Origin of the sequence: Actinokineospora auranticolor, from assembly GCF_002934265.1 — a bacterium.
Lineage (GTDB): Bacteria > Actinomycetota > Actinomycetes > Mycobacteriales > Pseudonocardiaceae > Actinokineospora > Actinokineospora auranticolor.
Genome location: NZ_PTIX01000001.1, coordinates 302028 through 326184 on the forward strand (window position 1 = coordinate 302028; position 24157 = coordinate 326184).

General features: G+C 73.0%; 20 protein-coding genes. 10 read left to right on the top strand and 10 right to left on the bottom strand.

The window, feature by feature from the left end:
- Nucleotides 1-121 precede the first annotated feature (121 nt).
- The 4 genes from CLV40_RS01330 to CLV40_RS01345 all read right to left on the bottom strand — a co-directional run bounded on the left by CLV40_RS01330 (nt 122) and on the right by CLV40_RS01345 (nt 3553).
- The gene (locus CLV40_RS01330) at nt 122-889 is read right to left on the bottom strand and encodes an FAD:protein FMN transferase (RefSeq protein WP_219823871.1); all 768 of its coding nucleotides are present in this window, start codon (nt 887-889) and stop codon (nt 122-124) included.
- Complete coding sequence (locus CLV40_RS01335) at nt 889-1293, bottom strand: FMN-binding protein (RefSeq protein WP_104476060.1); 405 nt, start codon at nt 1291-1293, stop codon at nt 889-891. Before CLV40_RS01335 ends, CLV40_RS01330 begins: the two co-directional genes overlap by 1 nt.
- A 4-nt stretch (nt 1294-1297) precedes the next feature.
- The gene (locus CLV40_RS01340; protein WP_104476062.1) at nt 1298-2698 is read right to left on the bottom strand and encodes a ferredoxin reductase family protein; all 1401 of its coding nucleotides are present in this window, start codon (nt 2696-2698) and stop codon (nt 1298-1300) included.
- Nucleotides 2699-3325: 627 nt separating this feature from the next.
- The gene (locus tag CLV40_RS01345; protein ID WP_146107880.1) at nt 3326-3553 is read right to left on the bottom strand and encodes a hypothetical protein; all 228 of its coding nucleotides are present in this window, start codon (nt 3551-3553) and stop codon (nt 3326-3328) included.
- On the opposite strand from CLV40_RS01345, the gene CLV40_RS37675 reads away from it, so the two are divergent.
- Nucleotides 3552-3692: a hypothetical protein gene (locus CLV40_RS37675; RefSeq protein ID WP_181043256.1), complete on the top strand. Its 141-nt coding sequence runs from the start codon at nt 3552-3554 to the stop codon at nt 3690-3692. The two genes, CLV40_RS01345 and CLV40_RS37675, sit on opposite strands and share 2 nt — an antisense overlap.
- A 259-nt stretch (nt 3693-3951) precedes the next feature.
- Here CLV40_RS37675 and CLV40_RS01350 read toward each other — a convergent pair whose 3' ends face one another.
- From CLV40_RS01350 to CLV40_RS01365, 4 genes are all read right to left on the bottom strand, one after another.
- Complete coding sequence (locus CLV40_RS01350; protein ID WP_104476065.1) at nt 3952-5166, bottom strand: hypothetical protein; 1215 nt, start codon at nt 5164-5166, stop codon at nt 3952-3954.
- Between the two features lie 119 nt (nt 5167-5285).
- Complete coding sequence (locus CLV40_RS01355) at nt 5286-5528, bottom strand: hypothetical protein (protein WP_104476067.1); 243 nt, start codon at nt 5526-5528, stop codon at nt 5286-5288.
- 254 nt (nt 5529-5782) lie between these two features.
- The gene (locus CLV40_RS01360) at nt 5783-6994 is read right to left on the bottom strand and encodes a cytochrome P450 (RefSeq protein ID WP_104476068.1); all 1212 of its coding nucleotides are present in this window, start codon (nt 6992-6994) and stop codon (nt 5783-5785) included.
- 70 nt (nt 6995-7064) lie between these two features.
- Nucleotides 7065-8129 (bottom strand): hypothetical protein, encoded by a 1065-nt coding sequence (locus CLV40_RS01365; protein WP_104476070.1) that lies wholly within the window; start codon nt 8127-8129, stop codon nt 7065-7067.
- 416 nt (nt 8130-8545) lie between these two features.
- Between CLV40_RS01365 and CLV40_RS37680 the strand changes: the two genes are divergently transcribed.
- Nucleotides 8546-8719, top strand: coding sequence for a hypothetical protein (locus CLV40_RS37680; RefSeq protein WP_181043257.1), 174 nt, complete (start codon nt 8546-8548; stop codon nt 8717-8719).
- Between the two features lie 97 nt (nt 8720-8816).
- Here the strand turns inward: CLV40_RS37680 and CLV40_RS01370 are convergent, their stop codons facing one another.
- A complete protein-coding gene (locus CLV40_RS01370) occupies nt 8817-9305 on the bottom strand; it encodes an SRPBCC family protein (RefSeq protein ID WP_104476072.1) in 489 nt (162 codons plus the stop codon).
- Nucleotides 9305-9655, bottom strand: coding sequence for an ArsR/SmtB family transcription factor (locus tag CLV40_RS39240; protein WP_245930932.1), 351 nt, complete (start codon nt 9653-9655; stop codon nt 9305-9307). The genes CLV40_RS01370 and CLV40_RS39240 overlap by 1 nt, the downstream gene beginning before the upstream one ends.
- Nucleotides 9656-9827: 172 nt before the next feature.
- Here CLV40_RS39240 and CLV40_RS01380 point away from each other — a divergent pair, with 172 nt between their 5' ends.
- From CLV40_RS01380 to CLV40_RS01410, 8 genes are all read left to right on the top strand, one after another.
- Complete coding sequence (locus tag CLV40_RS01380) at nt 9828-10787, top strand: AAA family ATPase (protein ID WP_245930934.1); 960 nt, start codon at nt 9828-9830, stop codon at nt 10785-10787.
- Nucleotides 10784-11884 carry a DUF58 domain-containing protein gene (locus CLV40_RS01385; RefSeq protein WP_104476075.1) on the top strand — a complete coding sequence of 367 codons (1101 nt, stop codon included), beginning with the start codon at nt 10784-10786 and terminating at the stop codon, nt 11882-11884. Before CLV40_RS01380 ends, CLV40_RS01385 begins: the two co-directional genes overlap by 4 nt.
- Nucleotides 11881-14031 carry a transglutaminase TgpA family protein gene (locus CLV40_RS01390; protein ID WP_146107881.1) on the top strand — a complete coding sequence of 717 codons (2151 nt, stop codon included), beginning with the start codon at nt 11881-11883 and terminating at the stop codon, nt 14029-14031. Before CLV40_RS01385 ends, CLV40_RS01390 begins: the two co-directional genes overlap by 4 nt.
- Before the next feature lie 290 nt (nt 14032-14321).
- Nucleotides 14322-16583 carry a right-handed parallel beta-helix repeat-containing protein gene (locus CLV40_RS01395; RefSeq protein WP_146107882.1) on the top strand — a complete coding sequence of 754 codons (2262 nt, stop codon included), beginning with the start codon at nt 14322-14324 and terminating at the stop codon, nt 16581-16583.
- A 25-nt stretch (nt 16584-16608) separates the two neighbouring features.
- The gene (locus CLV40_RS37685; RefSeq protein ID WP_181043258.1) at nt 16609-17748 is read left to right on the top strand and encodes a lipase family protein; all 1140 of its coding nucleotides are present in this window, start codon (nt 16609-16611) and stop codon (nt 17746-17748) included.
- On the top strand, nt 17745-18872 hold the full coding sequence (locus CLV40_RS37690) for a caspase family protein (protein WP_181043259.1): 1128 nt from the start codon (nt 17745-17747) through the stop codon (nt 18870-18872). The genes CLV40_RS37685 and CLV40_RS37690 overlap by 4 nt, the downstream gene beginning before the upstream one ends.
- Complete coding sequence (locus CLV40_RS01405; RefSeq protein ID WP_104476082.1) at nt 18859-20691, top strand: thioesterase domain-containing protein; 1833 nt, start codon at nt 18859-18861, stop codon at nt 20689-20691. Before CLV40_RS37690 ends, CLV40_RS01405 begins: the two co-directional genes overlap by 14 nt.
- Nucleotides 20688-24008, top strand: coding sequence for a hypothetical protein (locus tag CLV40_RS01410; protein ID WP_104476084.1), 3321 nt, complete (start codon nt 20688-20690; stop codon nt 24006-24008). Before CLV40_RS01405 ends, CLV40_RS01410 begins: the two co-directional genes overlap by 4 nt.
- Nucleotides 24009-24157: the final 149 nt, after the last annotated feature.

A 24157-nucleotide genomic window follows, 5' to 3' on the forward strand; every position in this document is an offset into this window, starting at 1 on the left:
TGTGGCCAAGGTGGACCGTTAGGGTGGACGGTGTGATCCGGACCGCACTGGGCCGCCGTTCAGCCGGTGGTGTGGTGACCGAGGTGGACAGCCGCCCGCGCGGGCGCCCGAAGGGGCGGGATCAGGCCACGACGGTGGTGCGGCCGTCGCGCCAGACGACCAGGCCGGTGCGGTCGGGCCGGGTGCGCAGCCAGGTGGCGGCGTCGCGGCCGTGCGCGTAGGCGGCGGTGGCGTCGATGTCGGCCCAGGTGAGGGTGTCGGCGACGACGGTCACCGAGGCGACGTCGGCGGGCGGGCGGCCGGTGCGGCCGTCCACGATGTGCTCGCCGCGGTGCGCGGTGCCGGAGGTCGCGACCGCGCCGGAGCGGATCGGGATGACGGCGATGATCTTGCTGGGGGAGCGCGGGTCCTCGACGCCGACGCGCCACGGCGCGCCGTCCGGGTCGAGGGTCCGGCAGACCAGGTCGCCGCCTGCGGAGAGGCAGAAGCCGGTGTCGGGCAACGCGCGCAGGTGCTCGGCGGCGCGCTCGGCCGCCCAGCCCTTGACCACGCCGTTCGGGTCCAGCACGGACTCGCCGTCCGGGCCCGGGCGCCGGACGCGGAAGGCGCCGCCGGAGTCGTGCTCGGCCCACTCGGCCAGTCCGAGCACCTCGGTGACCTCGGGTGGGCAGTCCACCGGGCCGATCTCGCCGCGGCCGAGGCGGGAGATCACCGAGTCCACGCGGAACGTGCTGAACACGCGGTCCACCTCGCGCAACTCGGCCATCACCGCCGCCCACGCCGACCGCGCCGACGCGTCGTCGGTGTGCGCGCCGCGCAGGGCGAGGCTGATCGGCATGCCCATGACGTGCTCGACGTAGCGCTTCGAGTCCGGTGTGGATGGTGCCATCACAGCCCCGCCTCGTCGAGCGCGCCCTGGAGGGACTCGCGGTAGCCCTCGCTGGTCACCGTAGCGCCGCTGACCATGTCGATGTCGGCGCTCTGCGCGTCGAGCGCCTCCTCGGTGAGGATGGGCAGCGCGCGGGCGTTGATCTGCTGGTCCTTGCGGTTGGCATCGGGGGACTGGAGCACGGTGACCGCGGTGACCTTGTTGTCCGCCAGGGTGATCGCGACCTGCACCGCACCCCAGCGGGTCTGCGCCACCGGACCGGTGACCGTCCGGCCACCCGACGACGTGCCGACCGCGACCACCTCCGAACTCGCGGGCAGCGCGGCGGAGGTCGAGGTGTGGTAACCGAAGAGGAGCACGAGGACGGTGAGCGTGCTCAAACCCCACATGACGACGCGTTTCATGACCTCACCACTCGAAGTGCTCGACGTGCAGCCGCGCGGCCGGGAGCCCGGCGGCCTGGACCGTGCGGCACACCAGCGCCGCCCACGGCGCCGGACCGCACACGTACACGTCGTGGTCGGCGATATCGGGTACCAGCGCGCGCAGGACCGCCAGGTCGTCGAGCCGCGCGACGCCGTCGCCGAGCCAGGAGTCGTGGCCGCGGCGGTGGCCCGGGAGGGGCACCACCCGGAGCCCGCGTTGCCGGGCCAGGTCCTGGAACTCGGTCTCGAAGAGGGGGCGGTCGGTGAACCGGTGCAGCACAACGGCTTCGCCCGGCGCGTACGCCATTCCCCCGGCCAGCGCGCGCAGCGGCGCGATGCCGACACCCGCGCCGATCAACGCCACCTTCCGACTCGCACGGGCGCGTTCGGTGAGCCTGCCGAAGGGGCCTTCGAACAGGACCCGGGTGCCGGGTCGCAGCTGTGCGACGCGGATGCTGTTGTCGCCCAACGCTTGCACAGTGATGCGCAGGCCGCGGCCGTCGGGCGCGGCGGAGAGGGAGTACGGGTTGCCGCGTGTCCAGCCCTTCCGGTCGAGGAACCGCCAACCGAGGAACTGACCGGCCTGAGCCGGGAAAAGGCGCAGGTCCCGTCCGGTGAGGTGCACCGAGTACACGCCGTCGCCCTCCGGCACCACGGCGCTGACGCGCAGCCGGTGCCGCAGGTTCCGCGTGATCGGGACCCCTAGCCGCCAGACCAGCACCGCGCCGACGGAGGCGCCCCAGAGGGACCACCAGAACACCGTGGTCGCGGTGGAGGACAGGAAGTCCTGGCCGGTCCACAACTGGTGCGGCAGCGCCAAGCCGACGCCGAGGTAGGCGTAGAGGTGCAGCAGGTGCCACGACTCGTAGCGGATCTTCCGGCGCGCGGCCTTGACGCTGGTCACGGCCGTGAGCACCAGGCAGACCGTGCCCGCGAGCGCCAGCAGCATGCCCGGGTACTCGGTCACCAGCTGCCAGGACGTCGCGGGTGTCTCGACCAGGTCGCCCGCCGCGTAGCCCCAGGTGATCAGGACGACGTGGGCCAGCATGAGGTTGACCGAGGTGAACCCGACGACGCGGTGGTGGCGGACGAGGCGGTCCTGGCCGAAGGCGCGTTCGAGGACCGGGACCCTGGCCATCATCAGGACCTGCGCCAGCAGCAGCACGGACGCGACCAGGCCGGTGAGGCGACCGAGGGAGGTCAGGCCGGACTCCCACTCCGCCAGCGCCCCGAGGCCGCCGCCGGTGGTCCACCAGTACGTGACCAGCAGCAGCGCCGCCCACAGCGCCGAACCGGCGGCGATTCGCACGCCGCGGTCGACACCCGCGGGCGAGGTCGTCGGGACGGTCGCGGGCAGCGTCGGCGGTTCGGTGAGGGCGGTCACGGGCGGTCCTTCCGGTCGACTGCCCCTACCGTCGCCGACGGTTCTGGGAGCGCGTTGGGAGCGACCTGTGCGTCCGCTGTGCGTGGGAGCGGACCGGTGAATGGCGGGATTTCCGCGGTTTTGTACGCGAATGCGAACTGGACAAAAACGGGACGGGCGAGTCTTCCGCGTGGCCGGAAGGTTGCCCACACTTTCGGGTGAATATTGCGCCTAGGGGTGGGCGGAGCGCGGTCGTCTCCGGTATTGATCTTCAAAAAACTTCGTGACATCGCCTGGTCCACTGGCATTTCCCCATGCCGCCAGTGGACTACCGGCGCTCCACCCGATGGGGTGACAGTCAGGCGTTTCCCGGTCTGGGTAAAGTACGCGTGTCATTGCGAGTCGCTTCTCGGTACTCCCACCGTCCCCCCGTTCTCCGCGACCGTTCGGCTCCGCGAAGGAGCGATTCGTCGCAGACTCGGCGGTCGGTTGGAAAACCGCGTGGGGCTTCCTGCATGATTGCCGCGAGGGCGGGATGGACGTGAAAGTGCGGCTCCCCGGTAGGCGCCGGGGAGCCGCACGTCCAGACCGGCCCGCACCTCTGGACCGAGTGTGAAGCGAACAGGAGGCACGAACCAAGTGGTGACCTTACAAGTGTGCGCGGCCGACGAGCCAGGCAGACACGGTCATCTCCCCGGCCGGGGGGAACGCGATCACCCGGTCGGCAGCGGCGGCCGGACGCCGCTCGTGCTCATCGAGTTGGACGGGCGCGGGAGTCGGTCGCCGGAAACCCCGGCGCGGCCGGACAAGGCGGCCGCGCGGCGGCGCGCGGCGGCGCGCGGCGCGGTACGACTTCGCCGTCACCATGGTGTTCATGGTCGCGGTGCTCGGCGCGGTCCTGCTGCTGTTCCACGTGCTGGCCCCGGTCGCGGTGCCGACCGTGGGAGTGGTCGCGGGCGTGGCCTTCGTCGGGGAGTTCGTCCAGCAGTTCCGACGCAGGCGCGTCACTCCCTGAGGGAAAACCTTTCCGGGCAAGGGAACGCGCCCGGGAGGCGGGGGCGGAGGCTGATGATGCTGACACCAGCCTCCACCCCCTGTTCGGAGACGGCGGCCCGCCTGGTCCGGGAGCACCTCGCCCCGGCGGGCCGCCGTTGCCCTGCACGTGATCATGCACGTGCAGCACGGTCTTCCAGTAAACGACAGCTGTTCGCGATCGGTACCGATCGCCACACGATAGTGTGGATCTTGCCGCGTGCACCTTGCCCGCGGGCGTCTCAGTCGTCGGTCGCCACCCAGAGCACGCCGCGGCTGTGGGGCTCGGTCGTGGAGTAGGCCTGACCCGCCGCGGAACCGCGTTCGTTGGTGTACTCGGGCGATTCGTAGCCGGTTCCGGGCAACAGGGGCAGTTCGGCGATCCGCCCCGAGGGGGACCAGCGCACCGTGCGGGTCTCCGTGCGGTCCGGGTTCGTCGAGGTCCCCACGGCCGCACCGGATCCGTTGATGGCGTTCGCGGTCGCCCAGTCGTCGCCGGGGAGCGGCGCGAGTTCGGTCGGTTTGCCCGATCTGTTCCACCGAAACGCCTTCTGGTGGCGGTCCTCGAGACCTTGCCCGCTCCCGAGGGTCTCGCCGCGCGCGTTGACGCCCCAGACGTACGGCCACTCGAACCCCTCCGGCTCGAGGACGGTCACCGTGGTGGCGTCCTCGCGCAGGTTCCACCGAACCGCGGCGCTGCGACCGTTCGGGAGGCCGACGCTGCCGTAGGCGAACCGGCCGCGGAGGCCGCGCAATTCGGACCCGGTCGCCCACGACGGCACCGGCAGCGCGGTGGGCGTGCCGTCCGGGCCCCAGCGGACAGCGGCGGACGGGGCGCCGGTCGCGCGCTTGCGCGCGGAGAAGCCATAGGCCACGCCGTCGTCGGTCAACCCGGTGACCGAGCTGTGCTCGTCGCCGGGCAGCGGCTCGAGTACCTCGATGCCACCCGCCGGGTCCCACCGCACCGCGTGCCACGGGTGGGCCGGGAGCCGGTCGTTGGTCGCGAAGCCGCCCACCCACCCGCTGTCGGTCACCCTCATCGCGGCGGTCTCCGGGAACCCCGGTGCCCCGGGCAGTTCGGTCACCCGCCCGTCGAGATCCCACCGCGCGGGTCGCTGGACGAGCGTGGCCTCGCTGTAGACCATTCCCGCACAGGTACCTTCGTTGTTGATGCCGTACGCGTACCCGGCGTCGGCGTCCTCGGGCAGCGTCAACCGGGTCAACCCGCCATCGCGCCCCCACCGCACCGGTATCGTGTCCCACGGGTACTCGTCCGGTATGAGCACCCCGACCGCCATGTCGGAGTCGTTGAGCCCCGTGACCCGACTCACCGATCCCGGCGTCTCCAACGCCACAACCGTGAACCCGCGCGCCTCCGCGCCCGCGGCCACCGCCGGGATCGACACCGAGAGCAACAAACCGACAGCAGTGCACACCATTCCCTTGCGCAGCAACATATCTCCCTCCCCGGTACGCCCCGCGCAAGTGTGCCGCCCCGGCGTGCGCGCACATCAGGGCCATGCGGCTGTGACCTGTCCTCGGTTCCACCGGGACGGGACAGCGGTGTGCCCTCCGCTCACCGGTGGGTCGGCAGCCAGAGCTCCGCGCGGCTCCAGAAGCGGTCCCCGTCCGCGAGGTAGCCCTGCCCGGCTATCGCGCCCCGGTCGCTGATGTGGAAGGGGGTGTTCGTCGTCGTGCCGCGCAGCGTCGGCAACCGGGTGGGGGTGCCCCCCGGGTTCCAGCGCACGGGTTCGAAGTTCTCGTTGGTGTAGCGGTATGACTGGCCCACGGCGGTGCCCGAACCGTTGATGGCGTACACGTACGTGTCCAGGTGGCCGGGCAGCGGTGCCGGCGTTGTTCACATCCGCGACCGCGCTCCACACCCCTGGCGTCTCAAGGCCGACGACCCGGTACCCGCCCACCTCGGCCGCCGCGGGCACGGCGGTCAGCAGGCAGAAGACCCCGCAGAGCACGATCGTCCGATACGCACACGACCTCCCCGATCCCGACGCCCGCCCCCAGCCTGTTGCCCCGGCGGCGGGCCACGTCAGGGCCGTACGGCCGCGACACCGCTCACCAGGTGACCGGCATGGTGTAGAGCCCGTAGATCGTGGCGTCGTCCTTGTACGGCAGCTCGTCCGCCGGGGTGGCCAGGGCGAGGGTGGGGACGCGGCGGAAGAGGGTGGCGAAGACGGTCTCGAGTTCCAGGCGGGCGAGGTTCTGGCCGAGGCACTGGTGCGGGCCGTAGCCGAAGGCCACGTGGTGGCGGGCGTCGCGGTGGACGTCGAAGGTGTCCGGGTCGGGGAAGGCGGCGGGGTCGTGGTTGGCGGCGTGGCCGACGGCGAGGACGCCCTCGCCCTCGCGGATCGGGGTGCCGCCGATCGCCAGGTCCGCGGTGGCCACGCGGGACAGGGCGCTCTCCACGACGCTGAGGTAGCGCAGCAGCTCCTCGACCGCGCCCGGCACCAACCCCGGGTCCCGGCGCACGGCGGCCAGCTGGTCCGGGTGCTCCAGCAGGGTCATGGTGCCCAGGGAGATCATGTTCGCGGTGGTCTCGTGGCCCGCGATCAGCAGCAGGGTGGCCAGCGACACCAGCTCGGCGTGGTCCTCCGCGCCCGCCGCGCGCTGCCGCCGGACCTGCCTGCCCAGCAGGTCGTCGCCGGGGTCGGCGGCCTTGGCGGTGATCAGCCCGCTCAGGTACTCCTGCAGCTCCCGGATCGCCCGGTCGCGGTCGTCCGGTGCGGTCGACCGCCGCACGACCGCCGCGCTGCGCTCCTGGAAGAACACGTGGTCGGCGTAGGGGACGCCGAGCAGCTCGCAGATCACCAGCGACGGCACCGGCAGCGCCAGCGCCGCGACCAGGTCGGCGGGCCGGGGACCGGCCAGCAGCGCGTCGACGCACTCGTCAACGACTCGCTGGACCCGCGGCCTCAGCTCGCGCATGCGGCGCACGGTGAACTCACCCAGCACCGCCCGCCGCGCGGGGCCGTGCTCGGGCGGGTCGAGCGACAGCATCGGCACCCGGTCCCGGAAGGTCAGGTTCGGCTTGGCGCGCAGCAGGAACGGGAACCCGGGGGCGCGCCGGTCGGAGCTGAACCGGGTGTCGGCGAGCAGCGCCCGCACCTCCGCGTAGCGGGTCACCAGCCACGCGGGCTCGCCGTTGGGGAGCCGCACCCGGGCCACCGGCTCCCGCTCCCGAAGCCGCGCGTACTCCGCCGACGGGGTGTACGGGCAGGTCCGGGGCACCGGAACCGCCAGTAGGGTCTCGTCGGTCACGTCGGCCATCGCCCGCCCCTCCACCTCGACTGAACCACTCACGGTAATCGGGCGGTGGCTCCGCGTCTACATCGGCTGGTCAGGGGGCGGGTAGCCGGAACGCGGCGGTCGCCTCCGCGACGGTCGCCGTGGTCGCCAGCCCGCGCTCGACCGGCCCGACGGCGTCGATCGGGTCCTGGACCCGCAGCAACCGGGTGAACCCGAGCCCGGTGACGTTCTGCCAGGCGGTCGTGACCTCCGCCGCGCCCGGCCACGTGATCGACGCGGGCCTGCCCGCGAGCCCGGCCGCCGCGTCACCGGTCGACACCGCCTCGGCGACCTGGTGGGTCAGCCGCCGGGACAGCGGCCCGGCGGCGGCCAGCGACACCCGCACGTCGAAGGCGCGGTCGGCGTAGCGGTCGACGGCGTCGGCGAACAGCGGGACCGCGGCCGCGGCGAAGTCGTCCGGCGCCCGCCTGCGGCCGAACACGCTGCCCGTCGGCGAGGGGCCGGAGCGGGACAGCTGCCGCAACCGCTCCGTGTGCCCGGCCAGCAGCGACTTCAGGTCGTCGTCGACGCGGAACGGGCGCAAACCGGTGGAGACCAGGACCGGCACCGGCTGCGCCACCAGCTCTGTCCACAAGCGACGCCACGTCATCGGCGTCGAACCCCGCCACGGTGTCACGGCCGCGATCCGGGGCGCGTCCGTGTCGCCGCCCGCGCCCGGCCGGGCGCTGATCGTCTTGCCGATCTCGACGATTCCGTTGGGGTCCAGGGGAAAGGGCAGGAGAATGCGCTTCAGGTCCGACTCGGCGGTGATGACCGTTGCGGTCAGCCCGGGTGGGACGCGGTCGGCGATCCGGGACACCAACTCGGCGGCTCCCGGCGCGCGGACCAAGAGGTAGGTGTCCACGCGGTGCTCACGGGGGTCGGTGACGTGGCGCAGTTCCAGCCGCGCGCCAAGGCAGGTCTCCCAGAGCGAACCCAGCCAGTCCGCCTCGGTCAGCTGCTCGGTCGTTCGTTCGGTGAGGACGTCCGTGCCACCCGCGCGCGCGGCCAGTCCGGTCGTCGCCGCCGAAACGTCCGGAGTGGATACCCCGGCCCTGGTGAGCACCAGCCCGGCGATGCTGTCGTCGTCCTCGGTCGACACCACGGCGACGCCCATGAGACCCCCTCGCGACCCCGGGCTCCGCAACGCCCGGATCGCCCTTGAGGTCGCGACGCGGGTGGCCGCTGTTACCCGTGATCGAGAACTTGTCCGATCACGACCATCCCACCCGCCGGGCGGCTCGGTGAACGCCGAGGGAGCGAGCGGAAAGGATGACCGACCGGTCCGGTCGGCCCGCACCGACCCACAAATGGTCCTTTGTGGACATATTTGGCCCGTGGCGAACCCGCGGGTGTGGCCGCGGCGAGATCGGTAACCCTGTTCTTGTCGACCGGGGCCCGGTGGCGACCGTTCGATCGCCGAGTACTTGCGCGAGCGGCGCGCCGGAGCTACCGTGACTGAAAGGAGTGTCTTCACTACTCTGAGTGTCGAACGTGCCGTGTTCGGGGATCACGACGAAGAGAGGTGCGGGGATGGTCGACCGTTCGAACAGCAGCACCGAGAGCGACGTGGAGCGGCTGAGGCGGGGCGAGGCGGCGGCGCGGATGCGGCGCGCCGACCGCAACGCCCCCGACCGCTCGCGCCGCATGTCCGATGTGGAAGCCGTGCGCTGCGGGGTTTGGCCGCCGCTCAACTGGGTCCGGTGAGTCTGGGTCCGGTGAGTCTCGGTCCGGCGGGCGCCGCATAGCGAAAAGCGCGGTCTCGGCCAAGCCGAGACCGCGCTCGTTCGGGTCCGATGTGGACTCAGTCGTCGGCCAGCACCGCCTCGATCTGCCCCATGGCCCGCCGCAGGCCGTCCTCGATGCCCATCTCCGACAGCTTCTCCAGCTGCTCCACCGAGGCGAAGGTCGTCACCGACACCACCCGGGTGCCGCCGCCCGCGGGGGAGAGGGTGACCGAGGTCCGCGTGGCGCCCATCGCCTCGATCGGCTGGCCGGCGTCGTCGGCGAAGCCGTCCTCGAACTCCAGCCCGGTGGGCGGGGTCAGCGCGGTGATCTTCCACCAGCCGTGGTACTTCTCGCCCTCCGGGCCGCTCATGTAGTACGCCGACCGGCCGCCGACGGTGAAGTCGTGCCGCTCGAAGGTCGCGGGCCAGCCCGGCGGCCCCCACCACCGCTCCAGCCGCCGCGGGTCCGACCACACCCGCCACACGCGCTCCACCGGCGCGCCGAACTCCGCCTCGAACGTCAGCGTCAACGCCTCGATGTCCTTGTGCGAGTTGATGACCACCATCACGCGTCCTCCTTGTCCTCGTCCTCGGCCAGGATGTCCTCGATCGCCAGCGCGCGGTGCCGCCAGATCCGCTCGTACTCGTCGAGCAGTCGCGCGGCCCGCCGCAGCCCGTCGGGGTTGCCGGACACCAGCCGCTCCCTCCCGTGCCGCTGCTTGCCGACCAGACCGGCCCGCTCCAGCACCGCCACGTGCTTCTGCACCGCGGCGAAGCTCATGTCGTACTCCCGGGCCAACTCGGTCACCGACTGGGCCCGCCGCAACACCCGCGACAGCACGTCCCGCCGCGTCGCGTCGGCCAACCCGTGGAACAGCCGGTCGATCTCGTCCGCAGTCGCCTTATCTACAACCACATGGTTGTACGTTAGTGCCGTCCGGTGGTTCGCGCAAGTGGCCCACCGACCCTGCGGCGGCGCGCCTGATCGGGCCGTTCCACCGGGTGCGCGGGCGTTCGCGGTGGGCCGTAACGGGTGCGCGGACCGTGCGATGTACCGGGCGACTCGATCTTCGGCGGAGGGGTGGCGCGTGGCTTTGTCGCCAGGGGGGTTCCGCGACGGGTTCGCCGAGCTGGCGGACAACGTCGAGAAGCACATCCACGGCAAGCCCGACGCCGTGCGGCTGGCGCTGGTGTGCTTCTTCGCCGAGGGCCACCTGCTGATCGAGGGCGCGCCGGGGGTGGCGAAGACGTCGTTGGCCAAGGCCATCGCCGGGTCGGTGCACGGCGGTACCGCGCGCCGGGTGCAGTTCACGCCGGACCTGCTGCCCACCGACATCACCGGCGTCGACGTGTTCAACGAGCAGACCCGGCGGTTCGAGTTCCGCCCCGGTCCCGTCTTCAGCAACGTGCTGATCGGCGACGAGATCAACCGGGCACCACCGCGCACCCAGGCCGCGCTGCTGCAGGCCATGGCCGAGCGGGAGGTCACCGCCGGGCTCACCACCCACCCGATCGACCCGCCGTTCTTCTGCGTGGCCACCCAGAACCCGTACGAGCACCAGGGCACCTACCCGCTGCCGGAGTCGCAGCTCGACCGCTTCCTCATGCGCATCCGCATCGGGTACCCCGACCCGGTGGCGGAGAAGGTGATCGTGGCGCAGGGCATCGCCAACGGGCACGTGCTGCCCGTGAAACCGGTGCTGTCCCTCGACGAGGCGCGCCGTCTGCTCGCCATGCCCGCCACCGTGGAGGTGAACGAGCCGCTGCGCGACTACCTGGTGGGGATCGCCGCCGCGATCCGCGCGCACCCCAAGGCGCTCGGCGGCATCAGCCCGCGCGCCACCATCGCCTTGGCGCGCGCCGCGCAGGTGGTCGCCGCGGCCGCCGGACGGCCCTTCGCGGCACCGGGGGACGTGAAGGACGTGGCCGTGCCCGTCTTGGCGCACCGGCTGCCGCTGAGCCCGGCCGCCGCGCTCGCCGGTACCTCCGCCGAGGACGTGCTCGCCGAGGTGCTGGACGCCGTGCCCGTACCGAGGCGAACCGGGTGAGCGCCCGGCCGACCGGCGCGGGCTGGGCCACGGGCGGCACCGCGGGTGTCCTCGTGGCCCTCGGCGTGCGGTTCGACTACCCGGAGGCGGTCGCGCTCGGGTTCTGCGCCGCCGCCCTGCTGGCGTTTTCCTCGGTGTGGCAGGCGGTTGGGGCCCGGATACGGGCCACTCGCGTGGTCGAGCCGAACCGGGTCACGGCTGGCAGGTCGGTGGAATGCCTGCTGCGGGTGCACAACGCCGGTTCCCGCACGGTTCCCGCGCTTGAGGTCACCGAGGTGTTGGACGGGCGGGAACGCCGGTTCGCGCTGCCGCCGTCGCGCGGTCGGTCCACTACCCGGGTCCACGGCTATCACCTGCCCACCGACCGACGCGGCGTGTACCGGCTCCCGCCGCCGGTGCTGACGGTCCACGACCCCGCCCGGCTCATCCGACGCCGGTTCGCCACCGAGGGCGACACCGTCATCCACGTGCACCCCGATCACCACCCGCTCACCTCGCCGTGGCCCGGCGGCGAACGCCTCACCGTCGACGGCGTCGCCGCGCGGCCGCGTGGCACCGGGATGGCCTACTACGGCCTGCGCGAGTACGTCGTCGGCGATGACAGCAGGTACATCCACTGGCCCGCCACGGCCCGCATCGGCACGCTCATGGTGCGCCACCACGGCGTGCTGGACACACCGGGCCTGTTCGTGCTGCTCGACACCACAAATCTTGCCGTGGGGGAGGAGTTCGAGGACGCGGTCCGCGTTGCCGCGTCCCTCGCGGTCTCGGCGCTGCGCGCGGGTGCCCGGCTCACCCTCTGCACCACCGACCTCGGCCACGTTCCCGATCTCGGTGCCACGCCCGAGGCGCGGGTGACGGCGGTCCTCGACTTCCTGGCAGGCGTCGAACCGTCGGAAACCGTGCGACCGCCGAGGTTCCGTGCTCCGGGCGCGGAGACGGCGACCACCGTCGTTGTCACCACCGGGCCGAATGCCGCACTCAGTCCGGGGGCTTTGGTCGTGCGGGTAGATCCCGACACCACAGGCCCCGAGGTCGATGGCGTGCTGACGGTGGCGTCCAGCGCGGACTTCGCCGCCAAGTGGAACAACCGGTGACCGGCGCCCGCGGTGTCGCCGCCGACCTCGGGCTGGGGCTGCTCGCCTTGGTGCCGTCGGTGGTGCTGTACCGCGGGTTCTTCGAGTCGGCGGCGTACTGGCCCGTGGCCGCGGTGGCCGGAATCGTGGGAACGGGTTGTGCGGTGGCGGCGTTCGGGTGGCGGTGGTCTCCGCTCGTCAAGGTCTTGTCGGCGGTCGCGGGGTACGTCGTGGTGGTCCTGCCGGTCGTGCTGCTCGCTCGTGGCGGTGAGCCGTGGACGTGGGCCGGGGCCGCTCGTGAAGTGGCGACGGGGACCGCGCGTGGGTGGGTGACGGTGCTGTCGGTGGGATTGCCCGCCCCGGTCGATCACCGCGTGCTGGTTCCGTTGGCGTTGGTCACGTTCCTGGCCGCCTACGCGTCGGCCGGGCTCGCGATCGGGTCGCGTTCGCCTGTGGCGCCTGCCGGGCCGCCGGTTCTGGCGTACGGGATCGGGTTGGTTGTGGTCGCCACGGTGCCGGGGACGTCCCTGGGGCTCGCCGCCGCGCTCGCGGCTGTCGTGCTCGCGCAGGTCCTGTACCGGGCGCGGCCCGCGTCCGAGGTGTCGGTCCGCTGGGGCGCGGTCGCCTGCGCCGTTGTGGTGGTGGCGGTCGGTTCCGGGTTCGCGGTCCGCGCGACCTCGGTGTTCGGCACCGGTGCCCTCCGCGCCGACCCGCGACCGCTGGACCTGCGGGCCGCCGAGACGCCGCGCGTGCTCACGCCACTCGCCGATGTCCGGCCGCAGACCGATCTCGACCCGCCGCGGCCGGTGTGCGCGGTCACCTTGGCCGCTGACGCGCCCGGGCTGCCCGGTGTCGCCATCGCCGTGCTGGACCGGTTCGACGGCACGATCTGGACCACCGGTGGCGAGTTCCGGGCCGCCGGGCAGCGGCTGGCGGGTGCTCCTGGCGGCCCCGCGTCGCGTCGGGTGAACGCGCGGATCACCGTGGCGCGCCTGCGGTCCCCGTTCGTGCCGGTGCTCGGCCAACCGGTCCGGCTCGACTTCCCCGGTGCGCGCGCGGCTGTCGGTTTCGACGAGGCGTCCGGTTCGCTGTACTCTCCGGACATCGCGCGCGGCGGAGCGGTGTACGACGTCACCGCCGAACTGCTGTCCGCCGACCCGCCAAGCCGTGCGGTCCGCCCCAGCGAGAACCCCGACGACGAGGTCTACCGGAGGCTCCCGCCGGGACTTCCGCCCGTCGTCCGGCAACTCCTGCACGAGGTGACTGACCCGGAGCCGACGCCGACCGGCAAACTGGCCGCTCTCAACACCTTCCTGCGAGGGCTGCCCTACAACCGCGACGCCCGACCCGGGCACAGCTACGCCGACATCGCGCGCGTGATCGCCGCCCGCCAGACCGACGACGACGGGTACGCCGAACAGCACGCCGCCGCGTTCGCCGTCATGGCCCGCGCGCTCGGCTACCCGGCCCGAGTCGTCGTCGGCTACCGGATCCCCACCACCGCGGGTGTGCACCTCGTATCCACAAAGGACGCTACCGCGTGGGCGGAGGTGCGTTTCCCCGACGCCGGTTGGGTTCCCTACGACCCCACCGACCCGACACGCACCGAGCGCCGCACACCGCCGCGCGCGGTGTCGAACCCGACCCCCGCCGACGAGCCAGGGCCCCCGGACCTGGCCTCTGCGGCGAACCGCCCCGAGTCGCCACATCAGGACCAGCCGCCGGGTGCGCCGTGGTCGGTGGTCGTGGCGACGGGTGCGGGTTCGGCGGTGTTGGCGGCCGCGCTGGTGGTCCTCGGCGCGAAGTCGTGGCGCAGACACCGGCGCAGGCGCCGCGGCGACGACGCCGACCGGGTCATCGGCGCGTGGGCGGAGTGCCTCGACCTGCTGACGGAGTTGCGCGTCCCGGCCGCCCGCCACCGCACACCGGGGGAGGTCGCCTCGGACGCCGTGACCGCGCTCGGCCCCCGCGTGGCGCCCCTCGCCGACCTCGCCGAGGCTGCCACCGCCGCGGTCTTCGGTCCACGCCACCTCGGCCCCGACGACGTCCGGCTGGCCTGGGCGACTGAGCGGGGACTGCGCCGCGCGCTGTACCGGGGTGCCCGCCTGCCGCTGCGGCCGATCAACCGGCTGAACCCGCGTCCACTGCGCAAGCGCTGGCGGTACTGATGCGCGGGACGCCGACCAGTGCTCAACGGGCCGTCGCCTTGGCCTGCCTGACGGTCCTCGCGGCCGCGGCGGTGATCGCGGGCGCGGACCCGGCGCCGCCGGTCGTCCGACCGGACCTGTTCGCGGGCAAGGTGTGGCTGCCGTCCCGGGCGGTGGGCCAGGCGACGCTGGTCGACGGGGTGGCGGTCCAAGTGGTGGCCGGTGTGCCGGTCGCGGGCGTCAACGGCAGCTTCGACACCGACCAGGTCGGCGGCGACGGCTACGCCTTCGACGCGGCGACCGGGCAACTCGTGGGGATCGACGGCGCCACGCGCGAGAAGCGGGCGACCAGGTTGTCCGGCCGCGCCACGGATCTCCGCTACACCGCGACCGGCGTGTTCTCGCTCGACCGCGAGCGGGGCGTGCTGCGGGCACTGGACCGCCACACCCTCCAGCCGACCGGCGACGCCCTTGCCCTGCCCCGAACGGTATCCGCCGACACCACCGACGACCGGGCCCTCTGGGTAGCCGACGGCTCCGACGGTTCGATCACCGCGTACACGCTCGGCGCGACGGGCCCGACCGGTCGCCGGACGGAGCACGTGTTCCCGGGCGAGCGCTCACCCCGCCTGACGTCAGCTCAGGGCGCGCCGGTCTTGGTGGCGGCGGGAAGGGCGATGTTGCTGACGTCGACCGGTGCCGTGGCCCGGACGCTGTCGGTCGAGATAGGTGCGGGTGACGTGGTGCAGGGCGCGGTGGACGCCCCGGCCTTCGTGGTGGTACGCGGCGGGTCGCTGACGGTGTGCGATTTCGAGGCGCGCGCGTGCGGCCCGGAGATCGCGGTCGGCGCGCACGGGTCGGCGAAGCCGGTTCTGCTGGGCGGCAAGGTCTTCCTCACGGACGGAGACGGCAACCGCGTGCTGATCGCCGACACCGCGACGGCATCGGTCAACCGGACGGAACCGCTCTCCGACCACGTCCGCCGCTTCGACCTGGTGGAACACGACTGGATCGTGTACTTCAACGACCCGGAGACCCGATTCGCGGGGGTCATCTCCCCGGACGGAACGGTCCGGAGGCTGGAGAAATACCAGGACGACCCGCCCGCCACCGCTGTGACACCGGGACCGACCCCCACCAGCGCGGGACCGACCACGCGCACCGGACAACCCGGTACCAGCACGGGGAAACCGGCCCGCGCGCGGACGACGGGTGGCACGATGGCGGAGTCGATCAAGCCCTCCGGCCCGCGGCTGCCGGAGTTGCGGGTGGAGGAGATCGTGACGAACCCGGCGACCCCGGAGGTGCTGGTGCCGGTGGCGTTCAGCGCACGCGTGACGGGGGCGCCGACCGCGTGGCGGTGGACGGTGTCGAAACCCGACGGGACAACGGAGGCGACGAGCACGGGGGCCGAGTTCAGCCACTGGTTCAGGTTTGTGGGCAAGTACCGGGTCAGCCTGGCGGTGAGCGCGGGGAGCCGGAGGGACGAGCAGACGGTCACGCTGATGGTGATCAATCCGCCGCTGCCATTGCATTGTGGGGACGTGGTGCGGCAGAGCACGGTCCTGCGCGCGAATCTGACCTGCGAAGGCCCCGCGCTGACCATCGGCGCCCACGACGTGTTGATCGACTTGGACGGCCACACCGTCGTGGGAGACATCAAGGTCGACAACAACGACGGCTCGGTCTTGCGACGGGGCACAGTGCAAGGCCAGATCAAACTGGACGGGGCAGGCGCCCGGATCGAGGACTTGACACTGATCTCGCTCCAGGTTTCCGGTTCCGATACCCGGGTCACCCGGAGCCGCGCGGAGCACATCTCGATTGTGACCGGCGGAAGCGACTATCGGATCTCTGATTCCGTGATCACCGGCAGCTTCTCCGCAGGAAGTTCGAAACCTTCGGTCGGTGAGATGGTCGGTTGTGAGCTGATCGGTGCGCATGTCGGGTTGCCCGGACGGACTCACTCCGTCTTCCGTAGCAACGTCTTCCGCTCCGCTACCGTCCTGCTCAGCCAGTCAGGTGGTACGGAGATCACGAACAACATCTTCGACGCGAGCACGGTCGAGCTGAGAATCAGCAGCGGTGTCATTCTGGCCGGTAACTCCTTCGGTGGTGCGGATGTAGCGGTCACCATTGACGCGTCCCCAGCCCAAGGCATCTTGATCGAGCGGAACACCTTTGAAGGCAACAAGGTCGGCCTCCATTTGGGGAGTTCCGTCCCCCAAGGCTTGCGGGAAACCAGGGTTTCCGGGAACCACTTCGAAGGCAATGGTGCTGCCGGGGCGACTGTATCGCTGGGCAGTCCCGGACCGGAGTCGATGACCATCGAGGGCAACACCTTCGTCGGCAACGGTCACCGGTCCGATGGCCTGGTTGACCGCCACGGCCTTGCCATCGATGACGGGCTGCACATCGACACCGAGGTGGGCGGCGGGGTCGAGATCGCGAGCAACTCAACTCGCAACAACGCGGATCACGGGATTGAGGCGCCGCGCGGCGCGGTGGTCGATCTCGGGGGGAACACCTCGTCCGGTGACCCGGCGGGGTGTACCGGGGTGGTGTGCCGGTGAACCGAACAACCAGAGGAGGGTGAGCGTGGCGCTGGTCTACGTGCACGGGATCGGCAACCGGCTGGACGGGGGGTATGTCGAGGCACAGGAGCTTCGGGACGGGTTGTTCCGGGGGCACCTCGTGTCGACCGCCTTCCCCGAGCGGCCGGACACCCGGATCCTCTCGCCGTACTGGGGTGCGCACGGCGGGGCACTCCACTGGGGCCTGGCCAGCGCCGACCTGGACGGCATCGAACGCCTCGGCGGATCCGACGACCTCGCCGAGTCGATCGCCGCAGGCGGCGAAGGCTCCGCCGAGGCGCGGCTGCTCTCCATCGCGCGCACCTCCCTCCCCGACGCGGTCGACGCCCTCTACACCGTCGCCGAGGACACCGGCGGCACCGAGGACGCGATCGGGTTCGCCGCCGCGGTCCTCGACTACACCGCACTACGGGAGTCCCTGTACCCCGACTCCCCGGAAACCGAGCGCTACCCGTGGCTCGCCGAGGTCCACGACGACCTCGCCCTGGTCGACCGACTCGTCGCAGAGGTCGGGCCACCGGCCGACGACGAGGTCGAGACACTCGGCGGCCTCAGCACCGTCCGCGAGTGGCTCGCCTCCGGCGCCAACAGGCTCCGCCGCGCGGCGGTCACCGCGGTCACCGTGCCGCCCGTGCACCTGTTCCGCCGCCACCTCGGCCCGTCCATCGCGCGGACCTTCGGCGACGTCCTCGCCCACCTCGCCCACCGCGGCACCCCCGACCGGCCCGGGCCGATCGTCCAGGTGGTCGCCGACGCCGTCGAACGCGCCGCCGCCGACGGGGGACCGGTGATCGTCGTCGCGCACAGCATGGGTGGCAACATCGTCTACGACCTGCTCAGCCACTTCCGCCCCGACCTCACCGTCGACGTCCTGGTCACCGTCGGCTCCCAGGTCGGCCTGTTCGAGGAGCTGAAGCTCTTCGCGGCCAGCACCCCCGCGAGCCCCGTCGTGCCCGACAACATCCGCTCGTGGATCAACGTCGTGGACCGGGCCGACCCGCTCGCGTTCCGGGTCGCTCCGATCTTCGACCGCGCCACCGACTACCTCTACCCCTCCGGCGCGGTCTGGGCGCACGCCGCCTACCTGCGCCAGCCCCACTTCCACCGGCGCATCGCCCACCGCGTCGCGGAGGCACTGGCGTGACCTTCTTCGACCAACCGGGCGACGGCCCGCGCACGCACGCACTCGTCATCGGCGTCGGCCGCTACCCGCACTGCGAACCGGGCAGCGGGCACGCCCACCTGGAAGCCGCGCTGGCCCGCCGGTTCGGCGGCCTCACCGCGCCGCCCGCCTCGGCGGTCCGGGTCGCCGAGTGGCTGGTCACCGCCCAGCGCGCCGACCCCATCGCGCCGCTGGGCAGCGTCGAACTGCTGGCCTCCGACACCCCGGGCACCGACGCGCCGACCTTCGAGGCCGTCCGCGCGGCCTTCGACCGCTGGTACGCCAGGTGCGACTCCCACGAGGACAACGTCGCCCTGTTCTTCTTCAGCGGCCACGGCTGCGCGGGCACCCACCAGTTGGCCCTGCTCGAAGACCTCGGCGCGGTCTCGCACCGGTTCTTCGCCAACGCCATCGACATCGACCGGTTCGTCGACGCCATGGCCAAGTGCCGCGCCCGCACCCAGTGCTTCTTCGTCGACGCCTGCCGCACCACACCACCCGAGCTGCTCACCATGTCCGGTGTGGACACCAATGTGTTGTTGCAGCCGAGCGTGCACCGCCGGGCGCGGGAGATGTGCACCATCTTCGCCACCGAGCCGCAAACGGAAGCGCTGGGTGTGGCAGGCGGTACCACGATCTTCACCGAGGCCCTGCTGGCCGCCCTGGACGGCGCCGCCGCCGTGCGACGCGACGCCACCGGACCGTGGTGCGTCGAGACCGGGCGGATCGCGCCCGCCGTCAACAGCCTGCTGGCGTGGCAGGGCGAACGGCGCCAGCGCTGCTCCCCGCGCACCGAGGGCACCGGCAGCCAGATCCGCCAACTGCCCGCGGACCCCCGGGTGCCCTTCCAACTCGGCTGCGACCCCAGGGAAGCGCTGGGCGTGGCCGAGCTGTGCCTGCGCGACCCGCGCGGCGGACCGGAGCAGCGGCGCGGCCCGCGACCCGCGCTCTGGCAGGGCACCGGGACCGCGGGCATCCGCACCCTGTGCGCCGAGTTCCCCGGCGGCGAGTACGAGCCGACGGTGGAGTACTTCGCGCTCGCCCCACCGCACCTGCGCTTCGACCTGCCCGTGACGCGCCGGGAGGAGCACCATGGCCACCGCTGAGCTGCGCTACGCCGACGAGCACGCCCTCCCCGGCGCGGTCGTCGGCGCGGTCGAGGTGCTCGACGAGCACCTCGCGACCGTGGCCGCCACCGTGGTCCGCGCGGACCACGCGGTCCCGGTCGAGCTCCCGCCCGGCCGGTACGTGGCCCAGGGCTGGCTGCCGTCCGGGGAGCACGTGCGGGCGTCGTTCGTCATCTCCGCCCCGGGCGACACCGCCGCCGTGGCGCTGCGGCCTCAGCACACCGAGCCCGACACCGACCCGGTCGTCCCCAGCGACGGCTGGCTGCGCGGCTGGCGGTACACGGGCCGGGTCTGGCAGACCGGTGTGGACGTCGAGGTCGAGGGTGTCGTCGCGGCGACCGCGTCGGTCGTCCTGCGCGACAGCCGGAGCCCGAGCCACGCGCTCCAGGTCGGCGGCCAAGGTACGTCGCTGATCACGGTCGTGCCGCCGGGCACCACCGTGTGCGTGGAGGCCGCGCTCGACAGCGGGTGGCGGGTGCGGCTCCCGGCCGGACTGGACGCCACCCTGCTCGGCTACCTCGACCGCGGCGACCTCGCCGCGGCGCACACCGTGGCGGCCGAGGCACTGATCGAGCCGCTGTCGCCTCTGCGGGCCCTGGTCCTGGGCTACTACCTGGTGCGCGCCGAGGACGCGCGGGCCAGGTCGTGGGTCGACGACCTGCTGTGGGCCCAACCGGACTCGCCCGACGCCGCCGTGCTCAACGCCTGGCTGTGGCGCCGCGACCTCGCCGTCGAGCCAGCCGAGATCGCCGCCGAACTGCGGCGCGCCGTGTCCTGCGGACCGCCGGTGCTCGCCGGGGTCCTGCGCCTGCTCGTCGACAGCCTGCGCGCGACCGGGCAGGTGGACCGGGTCAAGCGGATGGCCGAATACCTCGGCGCCGCCGTGGCGGGTTCGCTGACCGCGTTCACCGGCCGCTCCCCGGGGTACCCGGAAGTCGCCCCCGAAGGCGCGGACCGGCTGGGCTTCCGCGCGCGGCCGCTGACGACCTACCCCGAAGGTCCCCCGTCCGGCCTGTTCGGCTCGGCGGCTCCGTTCGGGAACGGAGTCCCCTTCGGCAACGGCTTCCCCAATGGCGTCCCCTGGGCACCTGAAGGGGTCTTCGGTGGGGCCTTCGCAGGTGCGGAGGAGGCGGCGGACGAGGAGACGGACATCGACCTCTCCGCGTACCTGGATGACGACGGCTCCGCCGCGGCGCGGCTCCCCGTATGGCACGAGGTCGACGCCCACACGACCGAGATCGACGACGAGCTGTCGCGGCCGCGGGTGACCATCAGGTCCAACGGTCCGCATACCGCGCACCTGGACCTGTTCGCGCCCAACGGTTCCCCGCCACCGAACGTCGTCGTCGCCTTGAGGGTCGATGACGTGCAGCACTTCCTCGGCACCTTCGACGCCAACGGCCGGTGCACCCTGTCGTACCTGCCGAACGGCCGCTGGGCGCTGGCCCTCCTCGACCGCGCGGGGCCGGGTGCCCCGCTGCCCGTGGCGGACGCGCCCGCGGTCGTCCGGGCGGCCCAGGAAGACGAGCAACCGGAAGTCATGCGCGTGCTGCTCCCGAACACCACCGGGACGCTGGTGCTGAGCCAAGATCGCCTCGGCCGCCACACCGCCGAACTCATCACCCACGCCTTCCGAGAGCGGTACCTGGGGATCGCCTACCGGGCGGTCGACCGGTCCCCACGTTTCGCGCCGTTGGAGAACTCCGCGCGAGTGGGGGAGACGATCAGCTGGTCGGTCCCGCTGCCGGGCTTCGACCCCCGGTCGCCGTGGTACCTCGTCCCCCGTGGCGCGGTGTGACCGGGGCCGCGCTCGCGGAGTTGGACCGGCTGCTGGCCGGGCTCACCGCCGGGCGCTCGGACGCGCCGACCCCGGGTCGGCTGCGCGCCCGCATGGTGCGGGGGCTGTGGTGGCGGGTGTGCGCGGAGGCCGCCACCGCCGACCCGGCGCGGCTGCGCGCCTGGTACGCCGACGACGACCCGATCACCGGTCTCTTCGGCGAACACCCCACCGACCCGACCAGGTCCGCCGCCCGCGCCGTCGCGGCGGTCGCGCTCGCGGCGGCCGGTGAGCACGCCGCGCGGATGTCCGCCGCCGAGCACTGGGCGGGCACGGGCGTGCTGACCGGGACCGAGGCCATCCCGCCGACCGACCTGTTCCCGCGCACCGACCTGCCCGCGCCGGTCCGCGCCGTGCTCGGACCCCTGACCCGGCGCGCCGCGTCACCCGCGGAGGCGTACGCGGTCATCGCCGCCGTGCTGATGGCCACCGACCCGCCCCGGTCCGCACCGCGGCCGGTGGCGCTGCTGTTCGACGCGGTGGGCACAGACCCGGGGGCCACCGGCACCCTCGAACTCACCGTGCTCCCGGGTGGCCCGCCAGGGCTGTACCCGGACCCCCGGACGATGGCCTTCCTGCGGGTGGACGCCGACTTCGCGCCCTCCGCCGCGGCGGCCTGGCGGCGGTACGGCCGCCCGGGCGACTGCGTGCTGTGGTCGGTGGCCGTGCACGACACCGAGGACCTGCCGCGCATCCACGGCGGCTCCCTCGGCTTGGCGTTCGCCGTCGCGCTGGCCGACCTGCGCCGCTCCCGCGCGGCCCGGTTCGTGCTCGCGCACGACTCGTCCTGCGCGTTGACCGGCACCGTCACCGCCGACGGCGCGGTAGGCCCGGTCGGCGGCCTCGATGGCAAGTTCGCCGCCGCGAAGCGCCGGGGGTGGCGGGTCGTCGCGCCGTCGGACGACCGGGCGGGAGCCGAGTGCAAGGCGGCGGGCACACGCGTCCGGTGGGTCGACACCGTCGACCAGGCGTGCCGCGCGTCCCGCCGCGCCGTGCGCGGGGTGCTGGTGTCCTGCCTGGCCTTCCTGCTCGTGGCGACGGGCGCGGTCGTCGCCGTGTCCCGGATCTCGGCGGAACGCGCGGCGGCGTCCGAACACCTGCGGGACCGGGTGGTGCGGAACCTGCTCGCGGACGCGGACCGCCAGCGGCCGCTCGACCGCGAGGGCGCGTTGCGCGCGGGCTTGGCCGCCGTCGCGCTGCGCGACGACTCCTCGACGCGCGCGGACCTGACGGCCAGCCTGGTGACCGATCGGCCGGTCACCAGGTTCATCGAGGGGCGGGAAGCCGTGTCCGCCGCGGCATTCGGTCCACAGGGGACGATGGTGACCGGCGACGACCTCGGCGTGCGCTTGTGGGACGCGAGCCGGGTCACCGCCCCCGCGCTGCGGCGCGTGCTGTCCACCGGGACGAGGTCGACGGCCGTCGCGATCTCGTCCGACGGACTGCTGGCCGCGGCCCTGCTCGAAGACCAACCGGGCAGGCGGTACGCGCGGCTGTGGGACACCAACGGGGTCGACGACAACGGACGCGAGGTCGAGGTGCCGCCCGGCTGCGCGCCCGTGTCGTTGGCGGTCGCGCCCCGCGAACGCGTGCTGGTCGGTTGCGAGAACGGCACCGTCGCGCTGTCCGACGGCGCGGGAGCGCGTCCGCTGCCCAAGGGGCACAAGGGTTTGCGCTCGGTGGCGTTCGGCGCGGACGGCGCGGTCGCGGTCGTCGGCGCGGACGACGGCCTCGCGGTGTCGGACCTCGCCGACCCGCGCGCGCCCCGCGACATCACCGGTACCTACACCTTCGGCAACGACCCCAGGGCAGAACCGTGGGGAGTGCGCGCCGCGGCGGTCTCCGCGGACGGTCAGACCCTCCTCCTCGGCGGTCAGGCGGGCGAAGCCCAGGTCCTGCGGTCGCGCGGTACGCGGCGCGAGAAGGAGCCGAGTCGATTGACCGTGGTGGACGTGCCCGAGGTGGTCTCCGCCGTGGCGCTGAGCGCGGACGGGACGATCGCGATCACCATCGGCATGCGGACCGGGAAGCGCAAGGGCGTCGCCCGCGTCTGGCGCCGGTCGGACGACCCCACCCGGGGCTACGTGCCGGTGCTGGCGCTGGACCGGCACGACGACGCGGTGCTGTCGGTGGCGGTCAGCCCGGACGGCCGGATGGCGGTGACCGGCGGTGCCGACGGTGCCGCGGTCCTGTGGGACCTCTCCCTCGACGGCATCGTCGAGAGCAGCCAGACGACACCGCGCACGTCGGGGGAGGGCGGGCGGCGGGAACGGGAAACCTGCCACGCGGCGCAACCGCTCTGCGTGCTGGTGGGCGCCGACGGGCAGGCCGTGCTGTGGGACGTGACCAGCCCCGGCTCCCCGCGGCGCGCGGCGGGCCTCGCCCGCGGCGGCGCGATCGCCTGCTGCGTGGCGTTCGCCCCCGTCGAGCCCGTGGTCGCGGTCGCCATGGCGGACGGCAGGGCGGTCCGCTGGGACGTGCGCGACCCCGACGAACCCGTCCAGCTGCCCGACATCCCCACGGCAGCGGCGGAATCCACCGCTGTCGCGTTCCTCGGCCCCACCGTCCTCGCGATCGGGTCGAACGACGGCGCGGTCGCGCTGTGGGACCTCACCAACCCGGACCACCCGACCCGCCGGACGGTGATCCACTCGGCGGCGCACGCGGTCAGCGCCCTCGCCTACCACCCCCGGTCCGCTGTCCTCGCCGTCGGTCACGCGGACGGGGCGATCACCCTCTACGACGCGCGCGACGTCGCCGCCCCCGCGCGGCTCGGCGTGCTCCCCCAACGCGCTGGTGCCGTCCTCGACCTGGCCTTCCACCCCTGGGAACCGACCCTCGCCGCCGCCGACGCCAGCGGCAACGGACCCACCCTCTGGGACGTCACCGACCCCGCGAGCCCGGTCGAGTCCGGCAGGCTCGACGGGCACACCGACATCGTCGAGTCCCTCGCGCTGCACGCGGGCACCGAGCTGGCCGCGACGACCAGCCAGGACGGCACTGTGATCATCTGGAGCCTGCGCGACCCCCGGCGCCCGGTCCGCCTCACCCGCCTGGCTGGTCACACCGGCACCGTCCACACCGCCGCGTTCGTCACCGACGGCACCACGCTGCTCACCACCGGTGGCCCCACGACCCTCGCCTGGGACACCGGCGAGATCGCGGGCATGGCAACGGATCCGGTGTCGGCCGCCTGCGCCAAGGTGACCCGTCCGCTGAACCGCCAGGAATGGGAGTACCGCGTCGCCGCCGAATTTCCCTACCGGCAGAGCTGCTGATGGTCTTTCCGGGCGGGGGGAAGCAAATCACGTTGACCGCGGTCGGGGGCGTGAGTCAGGATATGGGTGTTCAAGCGACAGGGGAGAGGGTCATGAGCGCGGTGCGACGACGAGTGCAAGGCCGTTACTCGGCGCTTGCCGCCGTTGGC